Annotated in this window: 22 protein-coding genes and 1 riboswitch; of the genes, 13 read left to right on the forward strand and 9 right to left on the reverse strand. The window is 68.5% G+C overall.

The annotated features are described in order from the left end of the window. Positions 1 to 269 precede the first annotated feature (269 nt). From garA to gcvP, 5 genes are all read left to right on the forward strand, one after another. Complete coding sequence (gene garA / locus ABLE94_RS18370) at positions 270 to 719, forward strand: glycogen accumulation regulator GarA (protein WP_348805952.1); 450 nt, start codon at positions 270 to 272, stop codon at positions 717 to 719. A gap of 43 nt (positions 720 to 762) precedes the next feature. After that, on the forward strand, positions 763 to 1,443 hold the full coding sequence (ftsR, locus tag ABLE94_RS18375) for a transcriptional regulator FtsR (protein ID WP_348805895.1): 681 nt from the start codon (positions 763 to 765) through the stop codon (positions 1,441 to 1,443). An 84-nt stretch (positions 1,444 to 1,527) separates the two neighbouring features. Beyond that, entirely contained in the window at positions 1,528 to 2,028 is a 501-nt protein-coding gene (locus tag ABLE94_RS18380; protein ID WP_348805894.1) for a bifunctional nuclease family protein, read from the forward strand. Between the two features lie 271 nt (positions 2,029 to 2,299). Continuing rightward, positions 2,300 to 2,926 (forward strand): MerR family transcriptional regulator, encoded by a 627-nt coding sequence (locus ABLE94_RS18385; RefSeq protein ID WP_348805893.1) that lies wholly within the window; start codon positions 2,300 to 2,302, stop codon positions 2,924 to 2,926. A 101-nt stretch (positions 2,927 to 3,027) separates the two neighbouring features. Continuing rightward, positions 3,028 to 3,132, forward strand: a riboswitch (glycine riboswitch). Positions 3,133 to 3,312: 180 nt separating this feature from the next. Beyond that, the gene (gene gcvP / locus ABLE94_RS18390) at positions 3,313 to 6,267 is read left to right on the forward strand and encodes an aminomethyl-transferring glycine dehydrogenase (RefSeq protein WP_348805892.1); all 2,955 of its coding nucleotides are present in this window, start codon (positions 3,313 to 3,315) and stop codon (positions 6,265 to 6,267) included. Positions 6,268 to 6,269: 2 nt separating this feature from the next. Here gcvP and ABLE94_RS18395 read toward each other — a convergent pair whose 3' ends face one another. The 9 genes from ABLE94_RS18395 to ABLE94_RS18435 all read right to left on the reverse strand — a co-directional run bounded on the left by ABLE94_RS18395 (position 6,270) and on the right by ABLE94_RS18435 (position 17,901). Then, positions 6,270 to 7,454, reverse strand: coding sequence for a hypothetical protein (locus ABLE94_RS18395; protein WP_348805891.1), 1,185 nt, complete (start codon positions 7,452 to 7,454; stop codon positions 6,270 to 6,272). Between the two features lie 70 nt (positions 7,455 to 7,524). Next, positions 7,525 to 9,717 (reverse strand): malate synthase G, encoded by a 2,193-nt coding sequence (locus tag ABLE94_RS18400; protein WP_348809469.1) that lies wholly within the window; start codon positions 9,715 to 9,717, stop codon positions 7,525 to 7,527. Positions 9,718 to 9,759: 42 nt separating this feature from the next. Beyond that, complete coding sequence (locus ABLE94_RS18405; RefSeq protein WP_348805888.1) at positions 9,760 to 10,698, reverse strand: 3-methyladenine DNA glycosylase; 939 nt, start codon at positions 10,696 to 10,698, stop codon at positions 9,760 to 9,762. A gap of 23 nt (positions 10,699 to 10,721) precedes the next feature. Beyond that, a complete protein-coding gene (locus tag ABLE94_RS18410; RefSeq protein ID WP_348805887.1) occupies positions 10,722 to 11,798 on the reverse strand; it encodes a hemolysin family protein in 1,077 nt (358 codons plus the stop codon). Beyond that, a complete protein-coding gene (locus ABLE94_RS18415) occupies positions 11,795 to 13,213 on the reverse strand; it encodes a hemolysin family protein (RefSeq protein WP_348805886.1) in 1,419 nt (472 codons plus the stop codon). The genes ABLE94_RS18410 and ABLE94_RS18415 overlap by 4 nt, the downstream gene beginning before the upstream one ends. Positions 13,214 to 13,220: 7 nt before the next feature. Then, positions 13,221 to 14,654 carry a GMP reductase gene (gene guaB1, locus ABLE94_RS18420; protein WP_348805885.1) on the reverse strand — a complete coding sequence of 478 codons (1,434 nt, stop codon included), beginning with the start codon at positions 14,652 to 14,654 and terminating at the stop codon, positions 13,221 to 13,223. A gap of 20 nt (positions 14,655 to 14,674) precedes the next feature. After that, a complete protein-coding gene (gnd, locus tag ABLE94_RS18425; protein WP_348809470.1) occupies positions 14,675 to 16,132 on the reverse strand; it encodes an NADP-dependent phosphogluconate dehydrogenase in 1,458 nt (485 codons plus the stop codon). Between the two features lie 349 nt (positions 16,133 to 16,481). Continuing rightward, positions 16,482 to 17,435, reverse strand: a complete 954-nt coding sequence (locus tag ABLE94_RS18430; protein WP_348809471.1) for a M56 family metallopeptidase — start codon at positions 17,433 to 17,435, stop codon at positions 16,482 to 16,484. Between the two features lie 67 nt (positions 17,436 to 17,502). Then, positions 17,503 to 17,901, reverse strand: a complete 399-nt coding sequence (locus ABLE94_RS18435) for a BlaI/MecI/CopY family transcriptional regulator (RefSeq protein WP_348805882.1) — start codon at positions 17,899 to 17,901, stop codon at positions 17,503 to 17,505. Positions 17,902 to 18,224: 323 nt separating this feature from the next. On the opposite strand from ABLE94_RS18435, the gene ABLE94_RS18440 reads away from it, so the two are divergent. From ABLE94_RS18440 to ABLE94_RS18475, 8 genes are all read left to right on the forward strand, one after another. Then, entirely contained in the window at positions 18,225 to 18,662 is a 438-nt protein-coding gene (locus ABLE94_RS18440) for a PaaI family thioesterase (protein ID WP_348805881.1), read from the forward strand. Beyond that, entirely contained in the window at positions 18,659 to 19,903 is a 1,245-nt protein-coding gene (locus tag ABLE94_RS18445) for a DUF6986 family protein (protein WP_348805880.1), read from the forward strand. Before ABLE94_RS18440 ends, ABLE94_RS18445 begins: the two co-directional genes overlap by 4 nt. Before the next feature lie 121 nt (positions 19,904 to 20,024). Further along, positions 20,025 to 20,327, forward strand: a complete 303-nt coding sequence (locus ABLE94_RS18450) for an urease subunit gamma (RefSeq protein ID WP_348805879.1) — start codon at positions 20,025 to 20,027, stop codon at positions 20,325 to 20,327. Between the two features lie 66 nt (positions 20,328 to 20,393). Then, positions 20,394 to 20,723 (forward strand): urease subunit beta, encoded by a 330-nt coding sequence (locus tag ABLE94_RS18455; protein WP_348805878.1) that lies wholly within the window; start codon positions 20,394 to 20,396, stop codon positions 20,721 to 20,723. Between the two features lies 1 nt (position 20,724). Beyond that, on the forward strand, positions 20,725 to 22,443 hold the full coding sequence (locus tag ABLE94_RS18460; protein WP_348805877.1) for an urease subunit alpha: 1,719 nt from the start codon (positions 20,725 to 20,727) through the stop codon (positions 22,441 to 22,443). Positions 22,444 to 22,452: 9 nt separating this feature from the next. Beyond that, entirely contained in the window at positions 22,453 to 23,118 is a 666-nt protein-coding gene (locus tag ABLE94_RS18465; protein WP_348805876.1) for an urease accessory protein UreF, read from the forward strand. A 66-nt stretch (positions 23,119 to 23,184) separates the two neighbouring features. After that, positions 23,185 to 23,868, forward strand: coding sequence for an urease accessory protein UreG (gene ureG, locus ABLE94_RS18470; protein ID WP_348805875.1), 684 nt, complete (start codon positions 23,185 to 23,187; stop codon positions 23,866 to 23,868). Beyond that, on the forward strand, positions 23,868 to 24,581 hold the full coding sequence (locus ABLE94_RS18475; protein WP_348805874.1) for an urease accessory protein UreD: 714 nt from the start codon (positions 23,868 to 23,870) through the stop codon (positions 24,579 to 24,581). The genes ureG and ABLE94_RS18475 overlap by 1 nt, the downstream gene beginning before the upstream one ends. Positions 24,582 to 24,592 lie beyond the last annotated feature (11 nt).

The raw sequence follows: 24,592 nt of genomic DNA on the forward strand, positions 1-24,592 counted from the left end.
CCAACCCGCGTATCGGCCCTGCCCGGGCGGCTATGATCAACCGGTGTCCTTCTCGGGCGGTTGGGGTCGATTGGCCCCGTGCGGCCGAGGCCTGTGAATACGTTGGGTTCGACTACTTGGGTTCGACTACGTTGGGTTTCGACCGGCGACGCCGAGATCGGTGAGAAGTCGCACGGTTTCCGGGGGCCGGGTGATCCGGTGATCGGTGACCGAGCGCGCCGAGGGCGTCGTGATCGACAGGTGACAGCATTGCGGACGACGAAGGAGAGATAGTGAGCGATAACGACAACGGCTTCGAGGCGCCCGTGGAGACCACATCGGTCTTCCGCGAGGAGTTCATCAACGAACTCGACGCGGCCGCAACCTCGAGTGAGCCCGCCGACACCGGGGTGGAGCGTCTGCAGCCCGGCACGGCGCTGCTTGTCGTCAAGCGCGGACCCAACGCGGGCTCGCGGTTCCTGCTCGACCAGCCGACCACGTCCGCGGGCCGGCATCCCGACAGTGACATCTTCCTCGATGATGTGACCGTCAGTCGTCGGCACGCCGAATTCCGGCGCGGCGACGGGGAATTCCAGGTTGTCGACGTGGGCAGCCTCAACGGCACCTACGTGAACCGGGAACCGGTCGACACCGCGACGTTGAGCAACGGTGACGAGGTCCAGATCGGCAAGTTCCGGCTGGTGTTCCTCAGCGGCCCGCGCGAGGGATCGGCTTCCTAGGCACGTGCCGGCATCCTCTGCGGGACAGCGCGGCGACGGACCGATGTCGATCGGCACGGTCCTGGCGTTGCTGCGCGAGGACTTCCCCGACGTCACGATCTCCAAGATCCGATTCCTGGAATCGGAAGGGTTGATCAGCCCGGAGCGTGCACCGTCGGGGTATCGGCGATTCACCGCCTCCGACTGTGAACGACTGCGATTCGTGCTGACCGCGCAACGTGATCGGTACCTGCCGCTCAAGGTCATCAAGGAACAACTCGAGGCGATCGACAACGGTGATGGTGGGGGTGGCGGTCCCCGGTTGTTGTCGTCCGCGCGGTCGTCGGTCGCGCCGGCCACCGACTTCGGCGCTCGGGGCGGCCGGGTCTCCCGTGAGGTGCTGATCGAACGGACCGGCGTCGACGCCGCGTTCGTCACCGAACTGCAGCGCAACGGTCTGCTCACCGCCGGTCCGGCGGGGTTCTTCGACGAGGACGCGGTGCGTCTGGTCGAGGCGGCGGCCGCCCTGGCGAGTTACGGGGTGGAGGCCCGGCACCTGCGCGCGTTCAAGGTGTCCGCCGATCGGGAGGCCGGTCTCGTCGCCCAGATCGCGAACCCGATCGCCAAGGGCAAGGGGACCGGTGCGCGTGACCGGGCCGAGGAATTGATCCGCGAGATCGCCGCGTTGTCGGTGACGCTGCACACCCAGCTGGTGAAGGCAGCGGTTCGCGACGTGCTCGACTGACTACAACCGTCGCCGCGGCGTGCCGCGGTGTAGCGTCGAGACCAACCATGAAGGTCCGACGTCGAGGCGTGGAGGTGTCAGGTAATGAGCGAGATGCGCGTGGTGGGTATCCGGGTCGAGCCGCCGCAGAGCCAGCCGGTTCTCCTGCTTCGCGAGGTCGACGGTGCCCGCTACCTGCCCATCTGGATCGGGCAAAGTGAGGCGGCCTCTATTGCCTTGCAGCAGAAGGGGATCGAACCCCCGCGTCCGCTGACGCACGACCTGATCGTGAACCTCATCGAGGAATTCGGGCAGACGCTGGTCGAGGTGCGCATCGTCGACATGCAGGAGGGCACGTTCTACGCGGAGATGGTGTTCGCCAACGACATGCGTGTCTCGGCGCGGCCCTCGGACTCGATCGCGGTCGCGATGCGCGCCGAGGTACCGATCATCGCCGACGAGGAGGTCCTCGCCGAGGCGGGACTGCTGATTCCGGACGAGGAGTCCGATGAGGCACCCGACGAGAAGGAGGACGAGGTCGAGAAGTTCAAAGAATTCCTCGACAACGTCTCGCCGGACGACTTCAAGGCCAGCGGCGGTGCGTGACGGGTTGCCCCGGTTTTGTCGGGTAGCGACACGTCACGGAACGGCAACCGTCTGATCTCCGTCCGCCTCCATCTCGAGTAGAGGTCGAGGTCCCCGGGCGCGTCGCGTTGATTCGGGGTCCGGCCCCGGCATACCGTCGCTATCGAGAACGTCGCCGGACACCGGCGACGAGAACGACATCGACCGGTCCCCGGGCGCGTAAGGTAGACCACCGAAGGTGGTCGACGAGCGACGTCCGACCACCGGTTCATACCCAGGCGAGGAGTCTGCAGTGGGCGATCAGCCGTTGGACAGCGACCCGACGACCGGCACCGGCGACGTGACACGCCCAGCGCAGGCGACTCAGGGGAGCCTCGAGGACATCGCGCCCGGACTCTTCCCCAACGACACCGTTCCGGACGAATTGGTCGGCTACCGCGGCCCGAGTGCATGCCAGATCGCCGGCATCACCTATCGCCAGCTCGACTACTGGGCCCGGACCTCGCTGGTGGTTCCGTCGATTCGCGGCGCCGCCGGATCGGGCAGTCAGCGGCTCTACTCGTTCAAGGACGTCCTCGTCCTCAAGATCGTCAAACGACTCCTCGACACCGGCATCTCGCTGCAGAACATCCGTGTCGCCGTCGATCACCTCCGGCAACGCGGCGTCGAGGACCTCGCCCGGATCACCCTGTTCTCCGACGGCACCACCGTCTACGAATGCACGTCGGCCGAGGAGGTCGTCGACCTTCTGCAGGGTGGCCAGGGTGTCTTCGGCATTGCGGTCAGCGGTGCGATGCGGGAGCTGACCGGGACGATCTCCGACTTCCCCGGTGAGCGCGCCGACGGCGGCGTCACCGAGACCGCCCCGGAGGACGAACTCGCCGCGCGTCGCAAGAGCCGCGCCCGCCGGACCGGATAGTCACCTCACGCGGGCGGGGTGAATCCTGCCGGTCCGGTCACCGGGCGGTGGGCCGACGGTGACTGCTGGTGAGGTCGCCAGAAGGTACACTGTGTGCGCGTCGCTGCATCACGGGAGAGCGTCGCCGGACCCGAGGGGTAGCGGCGGCCGCCGAAGGAGCAACACCTCCTCGTCAAACTCTCAGGCACCCGGACCGTGATGAAAGACGGCGTCTCTGGAAAGTGACGGGTTCTCCCGTCCGCCCACGGTGAAAGGCCCACGCGTCGGTGACGCCGCGACGGACCGAATCTCTCAGGCGCTGCCCGACCCCGGTCGGGGGGCATGACAGAGGGGGAGGACCCAGCCGATCCGGCATACGCCGGATCCCCCGAGAGGTCGCTCCCGTCATGACCCGTCCCGCCGGTTCCGCCCATCCCGTGACCGCTGCCGCAGCAGATCATCTCGCGTTCGTCGACCGTCACGTCGGCCCCGACGACGCCGAGACCGCCGGCATCCTCTCGGCCCTCGGCGTGTCCTCACTCGACGAACTCGGTGAGCGCGTCGTTCCGTCGGTGATCGCCGATCCCGTCGGCGACAATGGCCTCTGCGAGAACGGACTCAGCGACAACGGACTCGACGCACTGCCCGCACCCCGGACCGAGCCCGAGATCCTCGCCGAACTCACCTCACTCGCCGCCCGCAACACCGTGCGTCGCTCGATGATCGGTCTCGGGTACTACGACACCCACACGCCCCCGGTCATCCTGCGCAACGTGATCGAGAACCCGGCCTGGTACACCGCCTACACCCCGTATCAGCCGGAGATCAGCCAGGGCCGCCTCGAGGCGCTGCTGAACTTCCAGACGATGGTCGCCGACCTCACCGGCCTGGAGGTCGCGAATGCGTCGATGCTCGACGAGGCCACCGCCGCGGCCGAGGCCATGACTCTGCTGCGGCGGGCCGGCAAGTCGAAGTCGTCTCGTCTGGTCGTCGATGTCGATCTGTTCCCGCAGACCCGTGCGCTCATCGACACCCGCGCCGAGCCGCTGGGCATCGAGATCGTCGAGGCGTCGTTGCACCCGGATCTGCCCGGGCACGGACTGCCCGACGGCGACTATTTCGGCGTCATCCTCCAAGTCCCCGGTGCGTCGGGCCGGATTCGCGACGTCGCGCCGATCATCGCGGCCGCCCACGGGGCCGGCGCCCTGGTGGCCGTGGGCGCCGACCTGCTGGCCCTCACGCTCATCACACCTCCCGGCGAGCAGGACGCCGACGTCGCCTTCGGGACCACGCAACGCTTCGGTGTGCCGATGGGATTCGGTGGCCCGCATGCCGGTTACCTCGCCGTGCGTGCCGGCTACACGCGGCAGTTGCCGGGCCGCTTGGTCGGGGTGTCCAAGGACGCCGACGACAATCTCGCCTACCGGTTGTCGTTGCAGACCCGTGAACAACACATCCGCCGGGAGAAGGCGACCAGCAACATCTGCACGGCGCAGGTGCTGCTGGCGGTCGTCGCGGCGATGTATGCCGCCTACCACGGACCGAGCGGCCTGCGTGCGATCGCCCGCCGCGTCCACGAACGGGCCGCGCTCATCGCCAACAGCCTGACCGCGGCCGGATTCGCGGTCGAGCACGCCGATTTCTTCGACACCGTCGAGGTCCGGGCACCGGGTCAGGCCGGCCGGATCGTCGACGCCGCCCACCACGCGGGAGTCAATCTGTGGCAGGTGGACGACGATCGGCTCCGGATCGCCTGTGACGAGACGACCACCGACGCCGATGTCACCGCGGTTCTCGGCGCCTTCGACGCCGGCAAGGTCACGCCCCGTGACTTCGCGCAACCGATCGAGGTGCGCACCACGGAGTATCTGACCCACCCGGCGTTCAATCGGCATCGCACCGAGACGTCGATGCTGCGCTACCTGCGGGCGTTGTCCGACAAGGACATCGCGCTCGACCGCAGCATGATCCCGCTCGGGTCGTGCACCATGAAGCTCAACGCGACGGCCGAGATGGAGCCCATCACCTGGCCGGGTTTTGCCGGTCTGCATCCTTTCGCTCCCGTCGAGGACGGCGAGGGCATCCGCGAACTGATCGCGACCCTGGAGTCCTGGCTGGTCGCCATCACCGGATACGACCGGGTGAGCCTGCAGCCCAATGCCGGATCGCAGGGTGAGTACGCGGGACTGCTGGCCATCCGCGGCTATCACCGCAGTCGCGGTGACCTCGACCGCGACGTCTGCCTGATCCCGTCGAGCGCGCACGGCACCAACGCGGCATCCGCGGTGATGGCCGGGATGCGGGTCGTGGTGGTGGCGTGCCGGACCAACGGCGACGTCGACGTCGACGACCTGCGCGCGAAAATCGACAAGCACGGTGAGCGTCTGGCCGCGATCATGATCACCTACCCGTCGACGCACGGTGTGTTCGAGCACGACATCGCCGAGATCTGCGCCGCGGTGCACGACGCCGGCGGGCAGGTGTACGTCGACGGTGCCAACCTCAATGCCCTGGTGGGGGTTGCGCGTCCGGGTCGGTTCGGCGGGGACGTCAGCCATCTGAACCTGCACAAGACCTTCTGCATCCCGCACGGCGGGGGCGGTCCGGGTGTCGGCCCGGTGGCGGTGCGCCGGCATCTCGCCGCGTTCCTGCCCGGCCACCCGCTGGCACCCGAGCTGCCCGGCGGTCCGACCATCTCGGCCGCGCCCTATGGTTCGGCGTCGATCCTGCCGATCACCTACGCCTACATCGCCATGATGGGTGCGGCCGGACTGCGCCGCGCCACCCTGACCGCGATCGCCTCGGCCAACTACATCGCGCGCCGTCTCGCCGATCACTACCCGGTGCTCTACACCGGGCACGAAGCCGGGTCCGGGGACACCGGCAGCGTCGGCGGATGGGTGGCTCACGAGTGCATCCTCGATCTGCGGGGGTTGACCAAGGCCACCGGTGTCACCGTCGACGACGTCGCGAAACGCCTCGCCGACTACGGATTCCACGCGCCGACCATGAGTTTCCCGGTGGCCGGGACGCTGATGGTGGAGCCCACCGAAAGTGAGAACCTCGACGAGATCGACGCGTTCTGTGAGGCGATGATCGCGATCCGCGGCGAGATCGATCAGGTGGCCGCGGGTGTCTGGCCGGTCGACGACAACCCGCTACGGGGTGCGCCGCACACCGCGGAATGTCTTGTCGGACAGTGGGATCACCCGTACTCCCGGGAGCTGGCGGTCTATCCGCAGGGGCTGCCGTCGGCGGGGGCACGAGCGAAGGTGTGGCCGGCGGTGCGCCGCATCGACGGCGTGTTCGGTGACCGTAACCTGGTGTGCAGTTGCCCGTCGGTGGAGGCGTTCGCCGACTGACCTCAGGTGAGTGGCCCGTAGACCAGGCGATTGATGTCCACGATCGCCTGGTCCTCCGGACCGGGCATCGGATCGTTGGTCATCGGAAAGGTGACGGTCGCCGTCTCGGGTGGCATCGGTGCGTCACCGCGGAATCCGAGCGCGGTCAGGGCGCGGAGATGGTCGGGGTCCTCGACGAACGTCACGAACTCCGACACCGCGGCCGCGGCGAATTCGGGGACCCGGTCCCCTTTGAGGCGGATGACCGGGAAATCGGCGATCGGGGTGGGGCCGAGCGGGATGACCTCGCTCAGCCGGGGTGTCGTGTCGTCCTTCGTGAGTTGATACAGGCGTTGTTCGGTGATCGGCACCGCGTGGATGTCGGCGGTGGCGGGATCGGCGGCCTCGGCGATCGCGGTGGCCGCACCGACCGGTGTGCCATCGGGGGATCGCGGCGCCGCCCCGGTGAGCGCGCGGATGCTGGAGGACACGCGCTCGGTGGACGCGTCGGCGGCCGTCAGGGGTCCCGTCGTCCGGCTCACCCGCGCGGCGACCGCTTGCGCGGCCAGCGCCGACGGATCCGACTGTGCCTCCCGCGGCATCGCCATCCGCAACGATCCCCAGCCGCGTAGGCCGAGGTCGTCGAGGCTGTCGTCGCGCGTGGCCAGGGTGGGCAACCGGCCCCAGTCCAGCTGGTCGGCCTTCGCGCCGAGTTGCGGTGCGGTGGCCAGTACGACCGGCGAGGTCACCAGCGAGTCCGGGGTGCCGTCGACGAGGTCGGGTTCGGCGATGACGAGTTCGGCCGCCCACACCGACGACTGCGGGATCCAGGCGGCCGGGTGATCGCCCATCGACGCGACATCCCAGGAGCCGGTCAGTGACGTCAGGGCGACCTTCGCGTCGCTGGGGCGGATCGCGATGGTCACACAGTGATCGCGCACCACAGGATTGCTGCGCGTGTAGACCTCGGCGAGCGAGATGAGCCCCGGCGCGATGTCCGGGTCCGCGGCGATGGTCACCGTCGCCTTGCCGTCCACGCACGTCGCGGCGGCGGCGTCGCCCTCACGGTCGACGTGATCGGCGATCTGGAACCAGACGACGACGCAGGCGGCCACCAACACCACCGACAACAGGGCGAGGACCAGACCGCGACTGACCCCACGATGCCGAAGCCTGTTGCGGTCATCGGCGACGCGATGGTGTGCCACCGGGTGGTCCTCCCATGGAAGGATCTCTCATCGGGAGGTGGAGATCACCGCCCGATGAGAGATCATCGGCTCATGCCTGCGCTGCTGCCTTGTACTCGCGGCGCCGGCGATGCAGGATCGGCTCGGTGTACCCGCTGGGCTGCTTGGCGCCCTCGAGGATCAGCTCCTTGGCGGCCTGCCAGGCGATGTTGGTGTCGAAATCCGGGGCCAGCGGCGAATAGGTCGGGTCGCCCTCGTTCTGACGATCGACCACCGGCGCCATCCGCTTGAGCGCGGCGACGACGTCGTCCTCGCTGACGATGCCGTGGCGCAGCCAGTTGGCCAGCAGCTGGCTCGAGATCCGCAGCGTCGCACGGTCTTCCATCAGTGCGATGTCGTGGATGTCGGGCACCTTGGAGCAGCCGACGCCCTGATCGATCCACCGCACCACATAGCCCAGGATGGACTGGCAGTTGTTGTCGAGTTCCTCGCGCTTCTCGGCCTCGGACCAATCGGTCTTCGGGGCCAGCGGGATGGTCAGGATGTCGTCGACCGAGGCCGGGTCACGCTTGGCGATCTCGTCCTGGCGCTCGAACACGTCGACGAGGTGATAGTGCATCGCGTGCAGCGTCGCGCCGGTGGGCGAGGGCACCCACGCGGTGGTCGCGCCGGCCTGCGGCTGACCGATCTTCTGCTCGACCATGTCGGCCATCAGGTCGGTCATCGCCCACATGCCCTTACCGATCTGCGCCTTGTGCTGCAGACCGGCGTGCAGACCGATGTCGACGTTGGAGTCCTCGTAGGCGAGCATCCACTTCTGCTTCTTCATCTCGCCCTTGCGGATCATCGCACCCGCCTCCATGGAGGTGTGGATCTCGTCGCCGGTGCGGTCGAGGAAGCCGGTGTTGATGAACACCACCCGGTTCTCGGCGGACTTGATCGCGGCCTTGAGGTTGACGCTGGTGCGGCGCTCCTCGTCCATGATGCCGACCTTGAGGGTGTTCTCCGGCAGCCCGAGAACCTTCTCCACGCGGCCGAACAGTTGCGAGGTGAACGCCACCTCGTCGGGTCCGTGCATCTTCGGCTTGACGATGTAGATCGACCCGGTCCGCGAGTTCTGCAGGCCGCTCTCGCCGCCGGAGAGTCCGTGCATCCCGATCAGCGAGGTGAACAGCGCATCCTGGATGCCCTCGGGGATCTCGTTGCCGTCGGCGTCGAGGATGGCCGGATTGGTCATCAGGTGACCGACGTTGCGCACGAACAGCAGCGAACGGCCGTGCAGATCGAAGCCGGTGCCGTCGGGTGCGGTGTACTCGCGGTTGCCGTTGAGTACGCGGGTGAAGGTCTTGCCGCCCTTGGTGACCTCTTCGGCGAGGTCGCCCTTGTTCAGGCCGAGCCAGTTGCGGTAGCCGAGGACCTTGTCGTCGGCGTCGACGGCGGCGACCGAATCCTCGAAGTCCATGATCGTGGTGATCGCCGACTCCATCACGACATCCTTGATGCCGGCCGGGTCGGTCTGGCCGATCGGGGAGGTCGGGTCGATCTCGATGTCGAGGTACAGGCCGTTGTGGCGCAGCAGGATCGACGTCGGGGTGCCGGCCTCGCCGCGGTATCCGGCGAAGGCGGACGGGTCGGCCAGCGTGGAGGTGGTGCCGTCGGCCAGGGTCACCGTGACACCGGAGTCGGTCACCGCGAACTTCGTGACGTCGGTGTAGCTGCACTGCTCGAGCGGGACCGCCTTGTCGAGGAAGTCCTTGGCGTAGGCGATCACCTTGTCGCCGCGAACCTTGTTGTAGCCCTTGCCCTTCTCGGCGCCGTCGGCCTCGGAGATGACGTCGGTGCCATACAGCGCGTCATACAGCGAACCCCACCGGGCGTTGGAGGCGTTGAGGGCGAAGCGTGCGTTGAGGATCGGCACGACGAGCTGCGGGCCCGCGGTCTCGGCGATCTCCCGGTCGACGCCCTCGGTCCCGATCTGGAAGTCGTCGGGGACCGGGACGAGGTAACCGATCTCGGTCAGGAAATCCTTGTACTCACCGAAGGCCGCCGGATCGGTGAGGTCGGCGCCCTTGTGGTCACGGTGCCAGTCGTCGATCTTCGCCTGCAGGGTGTCGCGGATCGCGAGGAGTTCGGCGTTGCGCGGGGCGAGATCGGCGATCACCGATGCGGCACCCGACCAGAACGCGTCCTTGTCTACACCGGTGCCCGGCAGCGCCTCATTGGTGATGAAGTCGTAGAGAACGGGGTCGACCTGCAGGCCGTCGACGATGATGCGGTCCGACATGTGAGCCTTTCTGCTCGGGGTTCGCGCTTGCGGCCTTCCATGTTACTCGCCGGGAACTTCGCCTCCGGCACGGCGTTGGCCTGCGGCGATGACCGACCGCAGCTGTCCGAGTGCGGCACCGATGTCGGCCCGCAGAGCGGCGCCCCGCGCGGCGATCCCGGTCTGCTCCCGGACGTAGGCGGCCCGGCCCGCCGGGGTCTCGATCAGCACCGGCTCATAGCCGAGTGCGCTCAGATCGTAGGGGCTGGCGCGCATGTCGAGTTCGCGTGCGTCGCGGGCGATCTCGAACGCCGACACGGTCAGTCGCGCGTCGAGCAGCGGTGCCAATGTGAAGCAGGTGCGGTACAGATCCATCGTCGCGTGCAGGCAGCCGGGCTGGTCCCGCTCCAGGCGATCCGACGGTGTCAGCGAGATCTCGTTGCGGGGCCGGGCGGCGTCGGTGAAGAACCGGAACGCGTCGAAGTGGGTGCAGCGCAACGGCATCGATTCGACGACGGCGTCGGTGCCGGTGGCGCCCAGCCGTAGCGGGTAGGCGTGGCGGGTGTCGTCGGTGCGGTAGACCATCGCCCACTCGTGCAGACCGAAGCAGCCCATCCGGGCGGGGCGGGCGGCGGTGCGGGCCAGGAGTGTGTCCGCCGACTCGACGGCCCGCGCGCGTTGCCGCAGGTACGCCGGATCGACGGTGACTCCGTCGGGTACCCGGTGATAGCCCCGCAGCCCCAGATACTCGCGGGCCCGGTCCCTGCCGGTGTGGGTGTCGTCGATCTGCAGGGTGACCCCGAAGCCGGGATGCCACCGCGTGACGTGGGACGGGCGGGACGAGTAGTAGGTGAACAGGAAGTCGAGGACGGGATGTTTGTGGCCCCGTCGCCGGGCGCGCAGGTAGTCGCCGATGATCTCCTCGACGCGACGTTCGTGTGCCTCCCGCCGTGCCTGCCACTCCGGCGTGGTGAGAACCGTGTTCACCGCGGTGAGGGTCATGACGGGATCCGGGTCATGACGGGTCACACCCGATGCGTTTCGTCGCGGACGGTGCCGACGAACTCCTCGACCAGATCGGCCAGGGCGACGATCCCGATGGTCCGGCCGCTGTCGTCGACGACGGCACCCAGATGTGAACTCGTGCGACGAAGCGTCGCCGTCGCCTCGTCGATCGGGGCGTCGGCCGCGATCACCGGTAGCGGGCGGATCTTGTCGATGCCGATGATCGTGTCGGGTCCGACACTGTCGTCGAGAATGTCGTCGAGGACGTCCTTCAGGTGCAGGTACCCGGTGTAGGTTCCGTCGATGCTGCGCACCGGGAACCGGGAGAAACCGGTGTCGCTGACGGCCCGTTCCACCGAGCCGAGACGGGGACCGGTACCGCCGGTCACCGGATCGCGTTCGACGTCGACGCTGCGCATCCGGTCCAGCGGTATCAGCACCTCGGAGACACTGCGGGTCACCGAACGCAGCGCACGGTCCAGACGCGCGTGCTCCTCGGCGTCGATCAGCCCCTCCTCCCGCGACTCGCCGAGCATCTGCGCCAGTTCGACCGGCGACACCGTCGAATCGAGTTCGTCCTTGGGTTCCACCCGCAGCGCCCGCAGGGTGATGTTGGCCAGCCAGTTGTAGAACGCGACCAGCGGGCGGGCGATCGTGATGAAACGCAGATGGATCGGCACCAGGAGCATCGCCGAGGTCTCGGGGCCGGCCAGCGCGATGTTCTTGGGCACCATCTCGCCGAGCAGGATGTGCAGGACCACCACGAGCGCCAGTGCGACGGCGAAGGCGATCGGGTGCAGCAGGGACTCGGGGACGTGTGCGAGGTGCAGCGGTCCCTCGATGAGGTGGGCCACCGCGGGTTCGGCGACCCGGCCGAGCAGGATCGAGCAGATCGTGATGCCCAACTGTGCGGCGGCCAACATCAGCGACAGGTGTTCGCCGGCGCGGATGACCGTGCGGGCCCGCGACTTGCCCTCGTCGGCGAGGGCCTCGAGGCGGTCGCGCCGCGCGGAGATGAGGGAGAACTCGGCACCGACGAAGAAGGCGTTCCCGGCGAGCAGTGCGACGGCGAGGACGATCGCCCAGATGTCGTTCATCGCGTCTCCGTGGTCGTCGGTTCCGTGGTTGTCGGTTCGTCGTCGGACAGCGGTTGCAGTGAGACGACGTCGACCCGGCGGCCGTCCATCTGCGTGACGGTGGCACGCCATCTCGTCTGCGAATCCGGATCGAACTCGTCGCCGTCGGTGTCGTCCTCGTCGTCGGTCGACGGTGTCCGCGCGGGGAGTTCGACGCTGTCGCCGACCTCGGGGATGCGTCCCAGGACGAACATCACCAGGCCGCCCAGGGTGTCGAACGAGCCCTCGGGCGCCCGGTATCCGGTGGCATCGAACAGTTCGTCGGTGCGCAGCAGGCCCGCGCACAGGAAGCCGTCGCCGTCGGCGGCGACATCGGGATGCTCGAAGTCGTGTTCGTCGGTGACATCGCCCAGGATCTCTTCGATGAGGTCCTCGGTGGTGACGATGCCCGCCGCACCGCCGTATTCGTCGATGACGACACCGAGTTCCATCCCGTCGGCCCGGATCTGTTCCATCAGCGCGTCACCGTCGAGGCTGACCGGTACGCGGGTCACCGCTCGCGCTATCGACGCGAGCGAAGTGGTGGTCTGCTCGTCGGGCGCGATGGTGAAGGCCTGTTTGATGTGCACGACACCGATGAGCTCGTCGAGACTGCCGTCGTCGACGATGGGGAATCGGGAATGACCGGTGCGGGCGCACGCGATGATGAGGTCACGCACGGTGTCGGTGCGTTCGAGGCATTCGACGGTGACCCGCGGCGTCATCAGATCCTCCGCGGTCAGGTCACCGAACCGCAGCGATCGGTCGACGAGCGTCGCGGTGTCCTGATCGATGGCACCCTGGCGTGCCGAGTTGCGGACCAATGACGCCAGTTCCTGCGGTGACCGACCCGACCGCAGTTCCTCGGCGGGTTCGATTCCGAGACGCCGGACCAGCCAGTTCGCGGCGCCGTTGAGTCCGGTGATCATCGGCCGGAAGATCGCGGAGAAGCCGGTCATCGGACCGGCGGTGAAACGGGCCACCGACAGCGGATGAGCGATGGCCAGATTCTTCGGCACCAGTTCACCGAGCACCATCGACAGCGACGTCGCGATGATCAGCGACAGCGCCAGGGCGATTCCCGTCGACCATCCGGCGCCGAGACCGGCGGCCTGCAGCGCTGGGGTGAACAGCTGGGCGAGGACCGGTTCGGCGATGTAACCGGTCACCAGGGTGGTGATCGTGATGCCCAGTTGCGCCCCGGACAGCTGGAAGGAGAGCGTGCGATGGGCACGCTGCACCATCCTCGACCGCCGATCGCCGCGCTTGTCGACGTCGGAGTCGATGGCCGACCGTTCCAGTGCGGTCAGTGAGAACTCGGCCGCCACGAACAGCGCGGTGCCGAGGGTGAGGGCGACGAACCCCACCAGTCCGGCGATGTAGAGAACGATCTGCACCCGCCGATCACCACCCGCCCGGAAGCGGCCGGCCCTCGGCGAAACCGGCGGGGGACTGCACGCCGAGCACCACCCGTTCGTGGAGTTCGGCGATGCTGCGGGCACCGGCGTAGGTCGCGGTGCTGCGCACCCCGGCACAGATGTGGTCGACGAGATCCTCGACGCTGGGCCGTTCCGGATCGAGGGGGATCCGCGAGGAGGAGATGCCTTCCTCGAACAGACTCTTGCGGGCCCGGTCGTAGGCGTTGTCCGAACTCGAGCGGGCGGCCACCGCGCGTTTGGAGGCCATGCCGAAGCTGACCTTGAAGGCGCCCCGGGCGTCGTGGTGGAGATCGCCGGGGGCCTCGTAGGTGCCGGCGAACCAGGAGCCGATCATCACGTTCGACGCCCCGGCGGCCAGGGCCAGCGCCACATCCCGGGGATGGCGGACACCGCCGTCGGCCCAGACATGGGCACCACGCGCGCGGGCGGCCTCGGCACAGTCGGCCACCGCGGAGAACTGCGGGCGGCCGACGCCGGTCATCATCCGGGTGGTGCACATCGCACCGGGACCGACCCCGACCTTCACGATCGTCGCGCCCGCCTCGATCAGGTCGACGGTGCCCTCGGCGGTGACCACGTTCCCGGCGACGATGGGTACCCCGAGGTCGGCCGCGGCGACCGATTCGAGAGCCGAGATCATCCGCTCCTGATGTCCGTGGGCGGTGTCGATGACCAGGAGGTCGGCACCGGCCGCGACGAGTCCCTTGGCCTTGGCGGCGACGTCACCGTTGATTCCGACGGCCGCGGCTATCCGGAGCTTGCCGGCGGCATCGACGTTGGGTCGGTACACCCCGTGCCGCAGCGCACCGACCGCGGTGAGGACCCCGGCCAGGGTGCCGTCGGTGTGGGTGAGCACGGCCAGCGATTGGTGGACGTCGGTGAGCGCATCGAAGATCTCGCGGGGCGGGGTGTGGATCGGGAGGGTGACGACGAGTGGATCGAGGACGTCGCGGACCCGCGCGAACCGGTCCACATCGGCGCATCCGGATTCGGTGACCACGCCGACCGGCACCTTGTCGCGGACGACGACGGCTGCGCCGTGGGCGCGTTTGTGCAGTAGGGCCAGCGCGTCGGACACCGAGTCCTCGGTGGTGAGCACCACCGGGGTGTCGGCCACGAGGTCACGGGACTTGACGAACTCGATGGACTCGGCGGCCGCCGCGGTCGGCAGGTCCTGGGGCAGCACGGCGAGTCCGCCCCGACGTGCGAGTGTCTCGGCCATCCGCTTACCGGTCACCGCCGTCATGTTCGCCGAGATGATCGGCACGGTGGCGCCGGAACCGTCCCGCGTCGACAGGTCGACGTCGAACCGGGACGTGACGTCCGAACGGTTCGGGACGACGAACACGTCGTTGTAGGTCAGGTCGTGGGTCCGTTGATGACCGTCCAGGAATCGCACGTCGGGGCTTTCGGGCAGACCTACTGCTCGACCTCGGTGCGGTCGCCGCCCCACAGGGTGTGGAAGGTGCCCGGCTTGTCGATCCGCTGGTAGGTGTGCGCACCGAAGTAGTCGCGCAGTCCCTGGGTGAGGGCGGCGGGGAGGCGTTCGCTGCGCAAGCCGTCGTAGTAGGACAGCGAGGACGCGAAGGCCGGCACCGGGACTCCCATCAGGGCGGCGGTGGACACCACACGACGCCACGCATCGACCCCGGATTCGACGGCGTCGCGGAAGTACGGGTCGAGGAGCAGGCTGGGCAGGTCGGGGTTGTCGGCGTAGGCGTCGCGAATCCGGTTGAGGAACTTCGCGCGGATGATGCAGCCACCACGCCAGATCGTGGCCAGTGATCCGCGATCGACGTTCCAGTCGTATTCCTTGCTGCCCGCGGAGATCTGGTCGAATCCCTGCGCGTACGCGACCACCTTGGAGGCGTACAGGGCGGCCCGGATGTCGTCGACGAACGCGTCCTTGTCGGCGGGTGCGGTGCCCGCGGTGCCACCGGCGAGGCCCTGGGCCTGTTTGCGCTGACCCGACGAGCTCGACAGTGCGCGGGCGAAGACCGCCTCGGCGATACCCGTCGTCGGAATGCCGAGGTCCAGGGCGGACTTCACGGTCCAGCGCCCGGTGCCCTTCTGGCCGGCCTCGTCGACGATGACGTCGACGAGGGGCTTGCCGGTGTCGGCGTCGGTCTGTGCGAGCACCTGCGCGGTGATCTCGATCAGGTAGCTCTCGAGATCGCCGGTGTTCCACTGGGCGAACACGTCGGCGATGTCGGCCACCGGCAGATCGAGCACGCGCCGCATGAGGTCGTAGGCCTCACCGATCAACTGCATGTCGGCGTACTCGATACCGTTGTGGACCATCTTGACGAAGTGGCCGCTGCCGTCGGGCCCGATGTGCGTGCAGCAGGGCTCGCCGTCGACGTGCGCGGAGATCGACTCGAGGAGCGGCCCGAGGGATTTGTAGGATTCGGCCGGGCCGCCCGGCATGATCGACGGGCCGTTGAGTGCGCCCTCCTCACCGCCGGAGATGCCGGCCCCGACGAAGTGCAGCCCACGGTCGGCCATCGCCTTCTCGCGGCGGATGGTGTCGGTGTAGAGCGAGTTGCCGCCGTCGATGATGATGTCGCCGGGTTCCATGGCGTCGGCGAGTTCGTTGATGACGGCGTCGGTGGGGTCACCGGCCTTGACCATGATGAGTACCCGGCGCGGCTTCTCGAGCGCATCGACGAATTCGGCGATCGTCTCCGACCGGATGAACGACCCCTCGCTGCCGTGCTCGGCCAACAGTGCGTCGGTCTTGGCGATGCTGCGGTTGTGCAGGGCAACCGTGTAGCCCTTGTGCGCGAAGTTGCGGGCGATGTTGGAGCCCATCACGGCCAGGCCGGTGACACCGATCTGGGCCTTGGCGGTGGGGGAGGTCGAGGCGGTGTTTGTCATGTCTCCACCCTATGGTGTCGGTCCGGACGGTGGTGCGCGCGCATGGTCGCGGGTCCGATCCGGGAATCGGGCGTCGGGCCCCGCGCCGGTCGGATGCGCCGCCCCCCGCCGGTCGAATGCGTCGCCCCCCGCCGGTCGAGTGCGTCGCGCGAGCGAAGCGAGCTCGTCGCGTATCGAGACCTCGCAAGCCGAAAACCCAACGCATGCACCAGCTGCGCCTCACCAGGTCTCGAGGCTCGTCGCCCCAGGGGGCTCCTCGCGCCTCGACCGGCGGAAGGACGCCTCGGAAGTGGTCAGTTGGCGAACGCGGCGGTGACCGTGCCGCTATCGGAGATCACCGCTGTATGGATCAGCGGTGCGCGGTGAGCAGCCGGCTGATCTCGGTGAGCCACGGGATCGCGACGGCGAGCGTCGGGATCACCAGAATCGCCGCGGCGCCGGCATAGGCGGCGATGACGATGAGCGGGGTGGGCCGCCCATGCCGCAGCCGGTGCACCCGGGCCAGCGTGGTCGGTCCGCCGACGGCCATCGCACCGCGGGGAGCGACCGCGTCGGCGCAGGCCACCAACGCGCGGCCGAGGGTCGTGGGAGTGGTGGCGCGGACCGCCTGATCGTCGGCGAGCGCCTCGACGAGGAGTTTGACGGCGTCGAGGGCGGAACTGCTGCGGACGAACCGGGGGAACGCCTCGTGCAGTGCGATGAAGGCCTCGAGGACGAGGTCGTGGCGGGCGCGCAAGTGCGCACGTTCATGCGCGATGACGGCGACAAGTTCGTCGCGGCTCAGGCGGGCGACGACGCCCTCGCTGAGGACGACGCGCTGACGCAGGCCCGGCAGACAGTAGGCGAGCGGCTCCTGGACATCGAGCATCCGGATGTCACGCGCGAAGAGCGGATGCGTGTGATCGGAGCGATCGCAGCGGTCGAGGATGTCGATCAGCTGCCGGTGGGTGGACCGGCGGGCGCGTGTGCGCAGCCCGACCCGGATGGTCGTGAAGAACAACCGGGCGCCGATGAGCAGCGTCAGCGCAAAGACACCGACGTAGAGCAACCACAGGGGGAGGCCGAGTCGTTCGATCTCATGAACCGGGTGCGTGGTGGGGGTGCCGTCCGGCCCGGGGGCCAGGAGATTCGCCGCGATCGCCAGACCACAACTGAACGCCGACAGCACCGCGGCCAGGGCGATGGCCTGCCACAACGTCATCGCGGCACGGGGCGCCCGGATCGGCCACGCCGACCGCGACAGCCATTCCGGCACAGGACCGACCAACAGCAATGTCATGATGCCGAAGAGCAGGGCGGTCATCGATGGCTGTCCTCGCGGTTGGGCTGTGCGGGCGGTGCGGTGGGGTGCTGAGCGCCCCGAAAGAAATCTAGCGTGTGATCTCCGGGTTGCGTGCGGCTTCGAGTTCATCGAGCGCCGATCGCAGGGCGGCGGCTTCGTCGGCCCCGACGCGACCCACGAACGACACCAGCGCGGCGTGGCGTGATCCGGGGGCGTCGGCCTCGCTGAGGGCGTCCACCATCAGCGACGCCACGAGGTCCTCGCGGGGATGGGTGGGGACGTACTTGTGGGCGCGGTCCTCACGGATCTGGGTGACCAGATTCTTCTTGGCGAGGCGCTGCAGGACGGTCATCACCGTCGTGTAGGCCAACGACCGGCTCTCCGACAGGGTGGCATGAACCTGGCGCACGGTCTGAGGGGTGGGAGTGGCCCACAGCGTGTCCATGACCGCCCGCTCCAGGTCTCCCAAGCCATTCATCTTTCGCATTTTACTGCCGATTCTCCTCGATGCCGCATCCGGCTTCTCTGCCCAGGTCATCGGCGTGCCCGGTGCGCCGACGGTGTGGTCTCCAGTGGTTGTTGACGTGGTGCTTCCCACGGATATTCCCCAACCGCTTGACACCGTTGGTAAGGCTAGCCTACATTAAGTACACGTTGGACCGCGCGAGAGTCCTGAGGGCTGCAGAGACCCCCGGTCCACGCAACGGTAGGCCCCACATCTCGAACGAGATGTGGGGCCTATCGGTTCCCCGGGGCCCTCTTGGTGGCGCGTGCGACGCGCCCCCACCCGGCTCATGACACTCTTGTCCGATGACCGTGAACAACGAGGATTACGTGAAGGCGGCCGGATCCCGCGGCCTCGACGGGGTGCTGGGAACCGTGATCGAGAGCGTCGGACCCGACGGCCTGGTGGCCACCCTCTCGCTCGATCCGCGACATCATCAGCCCTTCGGCATCGTGCACGGCGGTGTCTACTGTGCGGTCGCCGAAAGTGTCGCGAGCATGAGCGCCTACGTGTGGCTGCAGGAGTCGGGCATCGGCGGCACCGCGGTCGGCGTCAACAACAACACCGATTTCCTGCGGTCGATCAGCGAGGGCACCGTGACCGCGCGGTCGGCACCCATCCATCGCGGCCGACGCCAGCAACTGTGGGCGGTCGAGATGTTCGACGACGCCGATCGACTGCTGGCCCGCAGCCAGGTCCGGCTGCAGAACATCGAGATCCCCGACGGTGCGGTCGCCGGGTGAGCGACACATCGAACGGCCTCGACGCCTCGGCCCGCGCCGCCATCGAGGAGATCCTGACGCCGGTCGATGCCGACCTGGCGCGCCTGTTCCCCGGTGACCGTGACGAGATCCAGCCCGCCCACACCGTCTATGTCAGCGCCGCCGACGTCGACGTCGACACCCCCGAGCGATGGGCCGCCGCCGCCGGGCGTCTCGAGTCCTCGCCCGTCGTGGCCGACCTGGCCACCGACGATGTCCGCGCCATCGCCCATGCGCGTCTGATCGAGAACCCGATCGAGGATCTGCGCATCGATCTCGAGGACGGATACGGGTGGCGCAGCGACGCCGCCGAGGACGCCGACGCCACCCGGGCCGGGACGATCCTGGCCGACTGGGTGAAACGCCGGCCGTACGCGCCGCGTATCGCGGGCGTGCGCGCCAAGGGGCTCGGCGCCGCCGAACGCGGACGCGGAATCCGGAGCCTGGAACGGGTGCTCGACGGCGCGGGCGGTGTGCCCCCGGGTTTCGTCATCACCATCCCGAAGCTGCGCGACGTCCGGCAGGTCGACGCGGTGTCGGTGATGTGCGCCGGCTTCGAACACGCCCACGGACTGACCGAGGGGGCGCTGAAGGTGGAGTTGCAGGTCGAGATCCCGCAGGCGATCCTCGGTCCGGACGGACGTGCCACCGTCGCCGAGGCGATCCATCGAGGAACGCCGCGCGTCGTCGGATTACATTACGGCACTTACGATTACAGCGCGGCATGTGGAATCGTCTCGGCCCAGCAGTCGCTGGAACATCCGGTGGCCGATCACGCGAAGGCGGTCATGCAGGTGGCCGCCGCGCAGACCGGGGTGTGGGTCAGCGACGGCTCGACGCAGGTGATGCCCACCGGCACACCCGAGCAGATCGACGCCGCGTTGCGTCGCCACCACCGCCTCGTCACCCGATCCCTGGAGCGGGGCTTCTATCAGGGCTGGGACATGCATCCGGGACATCTGGTGACGCGGTGGCTGGCCGTGACCGGGTTCTTCCGCTCGGCGATGCCCGCGGCGGCGACCCGGCTGCAGGCGTACTTCGAGCGGCGATCGGGTGATGTCGTCGACGAACCCGCCACCGCGATGTCGTTGGCCCTGGTCATCCGACGGGGACTGGCCGCGCGCGCGTTCGCGGCCGACGAGGTCGCGACGATCGCCCCGCTGTGCACGATCGACCGGCTCGACGACCTGGCCGCCGGTGGGGGAGCACTCCGGTCCGACTGAGCGGCGTTCACTTGCCGCGCCGTCGGCCTTCGGCCGTGGCAGGATGGCGAGACCGGCGATCCCCGATGATGTCGGGTCACCGCGGGGAGACGCCAGAGGACGAGACGATAGAGAGGGACCGGTGCGACTGTCGCCACATGAGCAGGAACGTCTGCTCATCTCCTACGCCGCCGAACTCGCCCGCCGCCGGCAGGGTCGCGGGCTCAAACTCAATCATCCCGAAGCGGTGGCGATCATCACCGATCACGTTCTCGAGGGTGCCCGCGACGGTCGGTCGGTGGCCGAGCTGATGTCGAGTGGACGCGAGGTCCTCGGCCGCGACGACGTCATGGACGGCATCCCGGAGATGCTGCACGACGTCCAGGTCGAGGCGACCTTCCCGGACGGCACCAAACTCGTCACCGTGCACCATCCGATCGGCTGAGCCGCGGCTCCTCACTCTTTGCCGAACCATCCCTCCCCAGGACAGAAAGCCCAGGACAGGAAAGCGATGTCGGAGAACAGATCTGCGGTCATACCCGGCGAGGTGATCGCCGCCGAGGGAACCATCGAACTCAACGAGGGGGCCGACGCGGTGGTGCTGTCGGTCATCAACGAGGGTGACCGTCCGGTCCAGGTCGGCAGCCACGTGCATTTCCCGCAGGCCAATGCCGCGCTGGCCTTCGATCGCGAGCGGGCGCGCGGTCGGCGCCTCGACATCCCGGCCGGCACCGCGGTCCGATTCGAGCCGGGCATCGAGATGACGGTGACGCTGGTACCACTCGGCGGATCCCGTGAGGTGTACGGGATCTCCCTCGACGCACCCGGAAAGGTCGACTGACATGGCGATTCTGGGACGCGACCGGTACGCGCAATTGTTCGGCCCGACCACCGGGGACCTGATCCGGCTGGCCGACACCGATCTGCTGATCGAGGTCACCGAGGACCGCAGTGGCGGCCCCGGGCTCGCCGGCGACGAAGCCGTCTTCGGTGGCGGCAAGGTCATCCGGGAATCGATGGGACAGAGCCGCGCCACCCGCGCGCAGGGCGCCCCCGACACCGTCATCACCGGTGTGGTGATCCTCGACCATTGGGGAATCATCAAGGCGGACCTGGGAATTCGCGATGGCCGCATCGTCGCGATGGGTAAGGCCGGTAACCCCGACACGATGGACGGGGTGCATCCCGATCTGGTCATCGGGGCATCGACCGAGATCATCGCGGGCAACGGCAAGATCATCACCGCCGGCGGCATCGACTGCCACGTCCACTTCATCTGCCCGCAGATCATGGACGAGGCCCTCGGCAACGGCATCACCACCCTGATCGGTGGCGGTACCGGGCCGGCGGAGGGTTCCAAGGCCACCACGGTCACCCCCGGCGCCTGGCACCTCGCCTCGATCCTCGCGGCCACCGATCACTGGCCGCTCAACATCGCCCTGCTCGGCAAGGGCAACACCGTCAGCGCCGAGGCGATGCGTGAGCAGATCCGGGCCGGCGCTTCGGGATTCAAGCTGCACGAGGACTGGGGGAGTACCCCGGCGGCGATCGACGCCTGTCTGCGGGTGGCCGACGAGACCGGCGTCCAGGTGGCGCTGCACTCCGACACCCTCAACGAGGCGGGATTCGTCGAATCCACCCTGGGTGCCATCGCCGGCCGCAGCATTCACGCGTATCACACCGAAGGTGCCGGTGGCGGTCACGCGCCCGACATCATCACCGTGGCGGCGGCCCCGAACGTGCTGCCGAGCTCCACCAACCCGACCCGCCCGCACACCGTCAACACCCTCGACGAGCACCTCGACATGCTGATGGTGTGTCATCACCTGAATCCGACCGTGCCCGAAGACCTTGCGTTCGCCGAGAGTCGGATTCGGCCGTCGACGATCGCCGCCGAGGACCTGCTGCACGACCTCGGGGCGATCTCGATGATCGGCTCCGATGCCCAGGCGATGGGCCGCATCGGCGAGGTGGTGCTGCGCACCTGGCAGACCGCCCACGTGATGAAACGCAAACGCGGCTCCCTGGAGGGCGATGGCCGCGCGGACAACCACCGCGCGCAGCGCTACGTCGCCAAGTACACGATCTGTCCGGCGGTGGCACACGGATTCGACGACGAGATCGGCTCGGTCGAGATCGGCAAGCTCGCCGATCTGGTGCTGTGGGACCCGGCCTTCTTCGGCATCAAACCCGATCTGGTGATCAAGGGCGGCGCCATCGCCTGGGCGCAGATGGGTGACGCCAACGCCTCCATCCCGACACCGCAGCCGGTGTTGCCGCGCCCCATGTTCGGAGCGGCGCCTCCGGTGGCCGCCGACACGTCGATCAGCTTCGTCGCCCCCGGCGTGGACGACGATCTCGCCGACCGTATCGGTATCCGCCGTCGCCTGGCACCGGTGAAGAACACCCGGTCGATCGGCAAGGCCGACATGCCCGGTAACTCGGCGATGCCGACCATCGAGGTCGACCCCGACACCTTCACCGTCCGCGTCGACGGTGAGGTGTGGGAGGCGCAACCGGTCGCCGAACTGCCGATGGCCCAACGATATTTCCTGTTCTGAGGGTCACCGATGACGCAGACCGATCCCCGCGCGCGTGGCGCGTCGCCGCTGGCGATGATGCTCACACTGGCCGATTCCCGGCTGCCGGTGGGCGGGCATGTGCACTCGGGTGGGGTGGAACAGGCCATTGCCGACGGCTTCATCCGGGGCGTCGACGATCTCGCCGCATTCCTGCATCGTCGGCTGGTCACCACCGGTCTGGTGTCGGCGTCGATCGCGGCCGCCGTCGCCGACGGTGCGCTGGATGTGCCTGCCGCACAAGGTGAGACCGACGCCCGCACGCCGTCGGCGGCCGCCCGCAAGGCGTCGCTCGCACAGGGCCGGGGGATGGCGCGGTTGGCCCGGCGGATGTGGCCGAACCTCGACTGGGGCGAGCACACCCCGACGACACATCTACCGGTCATCAGTGGATCGGTGGGAGCCGCATCGGGTCTCTCCGGTTTCCACACCGCGCTGGTACTCGTCTACACCACCGTCAGTGGCGCGGCGACCGCCGGGCAACGGTTGCTGGCCCTCGACCCCGCCGATGTCGCACTGATGATCGCCGACCTCGGTGCCGACTGCGAGAACATCGCCGCGCAGGCCGCGATCGGACTGGCCGACCTGTCGGATCCGATCCTCGACGTCTTCGCCGAACGCCATGAGCGTCGCGGCATGCCGCTGTTCATGTCCTGACCCCCGTTCTGACATTTTCGTCCTGAGAAACGTTGTCCCACAATCCTATCCGGAGAGGAACCTCCCATGCCCCCGCATCTGATCGACGGTGAACCGCACGACCACACCCACGACCGGCCGCGGCGCCACCGCGAACCCGGCGAGGCGCTGCGCATCGGGATCGGCGGCCCGGTCGGCTCTGGGAAGACCGCCCTGGTGGCCGCGTTGTGCCGGCAACTGCGCGACGAACTGTCACTGGCCGTCCTCACCAACGACATCTACACCACCGAGGACGCCGACTTCCTGCGGCGCAACGCCGTGCTGCCCGACGAACGCATCACCGCCGTGCAGACCGGGGGCTGCCCGCACACCGCGATCCGTGACGACATCACCGCCAACCTCGACGCCATCGACGATCTGGTGGCCGCCAACCCACCGCTGGATCTGATTCTCGTCGAGTCCGGCGGCGACAACCTCACCGCCACCTTCTCCACCGGCCTGATCGACGTGCAGATCTTCGTCATCGACGTCGCCGGCGGCGACAAGGTCCCCCGCAAAGGTGGGCCCGGCGTGACTTACTCGGACCTGTTGGTGATCAACAAGACCGACCTCGCCTCGCGGGTGGGCGCCGACCTCGGGGTGATGCGACGCGACGCCGACAAGGTCCGTGACGGCCGCCCCACCGCGATGATCTCGCTCACCGACGACCCCGCGGCCACCGACGTGTTGGCCTGGGTGCGTGCCCAACTCGCCGTGCCGGTCACCGGATAGTGCGCACCGACGTCGAGATCATCGCCGACCCGGCGCGGTCGTTGCGGACACGGTGTTCCGGTGCACTCGCGGTGCGGCAAACCGGCCGCCATGCCGCCCACCTGGTGGGGGCGGCCGCGACACCGCTGGGTGGTGATCACATCGAGATCGTCGTGCGGGTGGCCGACGGTGCCTCGCTGGATCTGGGTTCGGTGGCCGCGACCATCGCGTTGCCGGCCGCCGATCGGGCCGATTCGACGTCGCACTGGCACATCGAGGTGGGCGCGGGAGCGCGGTTGCGCCTCGACCCGCAACCGACGGTGATCGCCGGTGGCGCCGATCATCGTTCGCGTATCGACGTCATCGCCGCCGGCGACGCGATCGTCGATGTGCACGAGCACATCCAGATCGGTCGCTCCGCCCATCGGCATCCCGACGACGAGCGCGGCAGGTGGCGCGGCACGCTGAACGTCGACGTCGACGGCAGGCCGATCCTTCGACACGGGGTGGCGCTGGGCGCCGGCTCCACCGCCGCCGCAGCCGGATGCCACGCACTGACCAGCGTGTTCCGGCGACCGGACACTTCTCCGGATGCGGTCGATGCCGCGCACTTCGCGGCGCGACTGGCGTTGGCCGATGACGCCGGGACCCTCACCACGGCCCTGGCAAGCACCCTCGCACAAGCGCGCGAGCGCTGCGACATCCTCGATGTCGCAGCGCTCGCGATCAGCTGAGGCCGACCGGG

Source organism: Gordonia sp. VNK1 (genome assembly GCF_040049135.1).
Classification (GTDB): Bacteria; Actinomycetota; Actinomycetes; order Mycobacteriales; family Mycobacteriaceae; genus Gordonia; species Gordonia oleivorans.

Excerpts from the sequence above, each read along its gene's own strand:
- ftsR (WP_348805895.1), top strand. The coding sequence starts at position 763 with ATGTCGATCGGCACGGTCCTGGCGTTGCTGCGCGAGGACTTCCCCGAC.
- ABLE94_RS18380 (WP_348805894.1), top strand. The coding sequence starts at position 1,528 with ATGAGCGAGATGCGCGTGGTGGGTATCCGGGTCGAGCCGCCGCAGAGC.
- gcvP (WP_348805892.1), top strand. The coding sequence starts at position 3,313 with ATGACCCGTCCCGCCGGTTCCGCCCATCCCGTGACCGCTGCCGCAGCA.
- ABLE94_RS18400 (WP_348809469.1), bottom strand. The coding sequence starts at position 9,717 with ATGTCGGACCGCATCATCGTCGACGGCCTGCAGGTCGACCCCGTTCTC.
- ABLE94_RS18405 (WP_348805888.1), bottom strand. The coding sequence starts at position 10,698 with ATGACCCTCACCGCGGTGAACACGGTTCTCACCACGCCGGAGTGGCAG.
- ABLE94_RS18410 (WP_348805887.1), bottom strand. The coding sequence starts at position 11,798 with ATGAACGACATCTGGGCGATCGTCCTCGCCGTCGCACTGCTCGCCGGG.
- gnd (WP_348809470.1), bottom strand. The coding sequence starts at position 16,132 with ATGACAAACACCGCCTCGACCTCCCCCACCGCCAAGGCCCAGATCGGT.
- ABLE94_RS18430 (WP_348809471.1), bottom strand. The coding sequence starts at position 17,435 with ATGACCGCCCTGCTCTTCGGCATCATGACATTGCTGTTGGTCGGTCCT.
- ABLE94_RS18435 (WP_348805882.1), bottom strand. The coding sequence starts at position 17,901 with ATGCGAAAGATGAATGGCTTGGGAGACCTGGAGCGGGCGGTCATGGAC.
- ABLE94_RS18440 (WP_348805881.1), top strand. The coding sequence starts at position 18,225 with ATGACCGTGAACAACGAGGATTACGTGAAGGCGGCCGGATCCCGCGGC.
- ABLE94_RS18455 (WP_348805878.1), top strand. The coding sequence starts at position 20,394 with ATGTCGGAGAACAGATCTGCGGTCATACCCGGCGAGGTGATCGCCGCC.
- ABLE94_RS18460 (WP_348805877.1), top strand. The coding sequence starts at position 20,725 with ATGGCGATTCTGGGACGCGACCGGTACGCGCAATTGTTCGGCCCGACC.
- ABLE94_RS18465 (WP_348805876.1), top strand. The coding sequence starts at position 22,453 with ATGACGCAGACCGATCCCCGCGCGCGTGGCGCGTCGCCGCTGGCGATG.
- ureG (WP_348805875.1), top strand. The coding sequence starts at position 23,185 with ATGCCCCCGCATCTGATCGACGGTGAACCGCACGACCACACCCACGAC.